This is a genomic window from Flavobacterium sp. (assembly GCF_043773265.1).
GTDB lineage: Bacteria > Bacteroidota > Bacteroidia > Flavobacteriales > Flavobacteriaceae > Flavobacterium.
The window spans coordinates 1-3,945 of sequence record NZ_JAYVFH010000140.1 but is presented as its reverse complement, the minus strand read 5'-3'; the positions used below and the strand labels follow the sequence as shown (position 1 = coordinate 3,945).

General features: G+C 31.8%; 2 protein-coding genes. Both read right to left on the bottom strand.

Translation table 11 applies throughout. The features are described from left to right. Positions 1 to 259: 259 nt before the first annotated feature. Positions 260 to 1,018, bottom strand: coding sequence for a metallophosphoesterase (locus ACH2BO_RS07470; protein ID WP_395044126.1), 759 nt, complete (start codon positions 1,016 to 1,018; stop codon positions 260 to 262). Positions 1,019 to 1,395: 377 nt separating this feature from the next. Continuing rightward, positions 1,396 to 3,945, bottom strand: a 2,550-nt coding sequence (locus tag ACH2BO_RS07465; protein ID WP_395044125.1) for a site-specific DNA-methyltransferase, incomplete at its 5' end; no start/stop codon positions are given.

Genomic DNA, 3,945 nt, shown 5'->3' with positions numbered 1-3,945 from the left:
AAACGACTGTGGTTGTGAGCCAACAAACGCATCAAGTTGCACTGAAGAACAACACCAACTTAATAGAAGATCTGAATTTATTATTACTAAAATGTAGATAATAAAATTAAATAAAAAAAGTATTAGGGTTTGTGTGTGCAAACCCTAATACTTTTTATTTGCATATCCAATACAGTTTTATATTGCATATTGCGATATGCGATATAGGTTCTCTGTTTTTGATTTTCAATGGAACGGTACAAATTATTTCTTTTCAAAACTATAGTAGTGAAATAATAGCTTTGTCGTTATATCCAATATTTTCATTGTATTTAACATAACCTAATTGATTGGTAACTAATTTAGTATTTCCGATTTGAAATTCTCCGATGTTCGAATGATGGTGGCCATAAATCCAAAAATCAATATTGCTTTCTTGGATTAAGTCTGTTAAGTTGGTAGCGAAAGCTTCGTTTATTTTACTATTAACATACTTTTCAGGATAATTTACAAAAGTTGGTGCGTGGTGTGTAACCACAATTGTTTTATTATTTGATTTTATTGCTAAAGCTTTTTGTATAAATTCTAAGCTTTCTTTGTGCAATGTGTTGTAATCATCCACATTGAATAGATGGTCCTTGTATTTTATTACTTTAAAATCGGAAAGACTTTGTTGAATTACCCAACGTTTTGCTTCAGAAATATTTGACCATAATGTGGAAAAAATTAGATTAACTCCGGAAATTTCTTTTACGCAATTGTTTACTAAAAAAATGTTTTCTCTAATTTTTGTTTCTAAAAAGCTGGTACTATCAACATTGTAATAGTAATATTCGTGGTTTCCGGGAATCCAATACGTCATTTTGAAATTCCTTGAAATGTAGTCAAAGAAATCATTGTGTTTGTCCATTACTGCAAATGGAACTATGTCTCCGGCTAAAATAAGAATGTCGGCAGTAGGTTCAATTGGATTATAGAGGATAAACTCTTTGTTGTCTGGGAACTCTAAGTGTAGGTCGGAGCAGTATTGGAGTTTCATTTTGTAAATTATTTAATAAAAAACAAAAATAGAAAAACACTATTGTGAATACAAATACTCCTATTTTAGTAAACTTAAAATTGTATAATAAATCCCGCTGTGCATTCTATGACATCAAAGTCAGGTCTCGATGGATATCGGGATTGCGGAGCTTGGGTTTCATCAATCATTAAATTACAAAACGCCTTCAAGTGTGTATTACTTGGACAATGTGGCATAAAATTAGAATAACTTTTAGACCCGAAAAAAGGCCAAAAGTTATTTCAAATTTTAGCCCAGAAAATGGATTATTAAACTTAATAATCTATCTTAAATTTGTGAAAATTGTTGTTGGAAAATGGGTCGCAGCATAGCTTATAGCTTGAAGTGCTTAAATATTATAACAATATTACCTTAGTACTCTCTTCTCCAAATTGACTAACAACTCTAACTGCTATTTTTTGTCCAACTTTAATATCAAAAAGATGACTTTCGAAACCATAAAGTTTATCAAAAGCATCATCATCAATTTCTATTTTAAGTGTGCGTTCAAGATTTCTTTTCGTTTTATCTTTGGCTAAATTATCTAGTCCTTTACGCCATTTTTTGAATTCATCTTTGTTGCCGCCACAGAAATATACTTGTTTAACTACAAAATTATTACCATCATAATCATCATCTACCATCCAGTAGGCAATGTCTTCAACGTTTCTTGCTTTTACTATGTCTTTGATTGGGTCATAAATATCTAACCCACATATTTCAATATGCGCTTGACTTCCTTTTTTTACTAGTTTTACATCTGGCTCGCCAATGGTTACAAATGATGCTGCTTTTTTATCTTTTTTAAGTAAACCATCTTGCATTAAATCATCGTGCATACGTACTTTTGAAACTTCAAAAGAACCAACAGACATTGTTACGTTTTGATTAGCAATATCACTTTCAAAACTGAAACCTAAAACAATCAACCAATCGGCATCGCCACGTTGACGACACGACTTTACTGCTTCGTTTACAGATTGTTTGGCAACCGTACCAAATTTTGGACCAATATGGAAATAAGCTTTTTTCTCGTTACCATTTGCATCTATATAAAAACCTTCGGCGTGTAAATAAGAATCTGCCAAACGTTCTACACGAATGAAAATTGCTTGTTCATTTTTTATACCATTACGAACACCTGCTGATTTTAAATGCTCGAAAATGCGTTCTTCAAAACTACCATTGTCTTCTGTTTTTTGGCTGCCATCATCTAAACTTTCTGGACTTACTGGTTCAAAATTTTGTAATGTTTCTACTGTGAATGGACCAGAAACTCTGAGTTTCTTTTTATCTTCAAGAGGTTGGTCATATAATGTTTCATCATCGGCTGATTCATTTTGCGCAACTGATTTTAAAGTAATATGAGGTACTATTTTATATTTAAAACCTTGTCTAATGTCAATACCTTGTTCATCATACATTTGATAATAAGGATAAATACCAGTCATCAATCTTTGTTTTGCAATATTTAATGCTATCCTAGAAGTATCAATAGTTATCCATCTTCTTCCCCACTGTTCAGCAACAAATGCCGTTGTACCGCTACCACAAGTTGGGTCTAAAACTAAATCGCCAGGATCAGAAGACATTAATATACATCTTTGTATAGCTTTTTCAGTTGTTTGAACAACATATTTTTTGTTAGAAGCTCCACCTAAATCAGACCAAATATTATCTAATTCAAAAACAGGAAAATCTTTGAAATATCTGATATAATTAATAGAATTTTCTCTTTGATAAATCCTATTGTTTTTTAATAAACTCTGCATTCCAGATTTTGTCGTTTTCCAACTTTTACCTTTTGTTGGTTTATAAATCTTATCATTAATATCAAAATCATAAATACAACTATCAGTTGAACCAGATGATGATAAATCTCCAAGTGCGAAAATTGAAACTTCTTCAGAGATATGGACATCACCGTTAATTTCTTCTTTTGTCAACCTTCTCATAGTTCCATCTTTTAGTCTAGCATATTGGAATCCTGTTGCACCCACTTCTCCAATTATTTTATTTTTATATAGTTGTCTATATTTTAAGTGAGATTTATCTTTTGCAAACCAAATAATATAATCACAAACTGACTTTAAGTTATTTGCTCCTAATCCACTGGTAGTTTTTAATACTATTTGACTAACAAAATTATGGCTTCCAAAAACTTCATCCATCAAACTTCTAACGAGGTGTACATTTTCTTCGCCAATTTGTAAAAATATACTTCCTTCATTTTTCAATAACTCTTTAGCAATAATAAATCTATCTCGTAAATAGGTTAAATAAGAGTGAATGCCTAATTCCCATGTGTCACGAAATGCTTTAACCATTTCTGGTTCTCCAGATAAATTTTCATCCGTATCTTTTACAGTTGTATTATTTAGCTTTATTTGCCAATTAGAACCGTATTTTATACCATAAGGAGGATCCATATATATGGTTTGTACTTGTCCTGCCATTCCTTCGCGTTCTAGCAAACTTGCCATTACTAAATGGCTATCGCCTTGTATGAGTCGGTTGCTCCAACCATCAGAATGTTTGTAATATTCGCTTACTTTGTCTAACTCATCACGTTCTAGAGCATTTCCAAAAAGTTCGTTGGTAGAAAACATATCTAGTTGGCTTTCGTCTCTTTTTTCTACAACGGTTTTGTACAATCCTTTTATTAATTGTTCGGGTGCAATGTGTTCGTGGCGGTAAAGTGAACGTATATCAACTTTTAATACATTATCACGGTCATCATTTCCATATTTATCCTTCCAAAATAATTCTGGGTCTTGTCCACGATGAATAACTGGATTTTTAGGTAGTTCTAAAACATCTTTGCCTTGACTTACTTTTTCGTTTGCATTTTCATAACCTGCTTCTTCTTTTGATGGAATATGAGCACGAGTAGAATTGTGTTTTAT

What these genes read in the sequence shown, in the direction of transcription:
- ACH2BO_RS07470 (WP_395044126.1), bottom strand. Translation starts at nt 1,018, where the DNA reads ATGAAACTCCAATACTGCTCCGACCTACACTTAGAGTTCCCAGACAAC.